The following is a 290-nucleotide window of genomic DNA, read 5'->3' as shown; positions in this document are numbered from 1 at the left end:
GTGCATCGACATCAATGTCCGATTCAAAATCAGAATCAATGAGCACATCAGACAGTGCATCAAGTTCAGCTTCAGATTCTAAGTCAGAATCAATGAGTGATTCTACAAGTACATCAGACAGTGCATCCAGTGAATCCACAAGTACCTCGGATAGCGCATCAAACTCAGCGTCTGATTCAAAATCAGAATCAATGAGTGAATCTACAAGCACATCAGACAGTGCATCCAGTGAATCCACAAGTACCTCGGATAGCGCATCAAACTCAGCATCTGATTCAAAATCAGAATCA

At 41.7% G+C, this 290-nt stretch carries 1 protein-coding gene; it reads right to left on the bottom strand.

Annotated features, from left to right (window positions below; translation table 11 throughout):
* Positions 1–290, bottom strand: a 290-nt coding sequence (locus BZZ03_RS12110; protein ID WP_233129006.1) for an MSCRAMM family adhesin SdrC, incomplete at both ends; no start/stop codon positions are given.

This window comes from Lactococcus petauri (assembly GCF_002154895.1).
GTDB classification, from domain to species: Bacteria; Bacillota; Bacilli; order Lactobacillales; family Streptococcaceae; genus Lactococcus; species Lactococcus petauri.
This window is presented reverse-complemented; position numbering and strand designations above follow the sequence as displayed.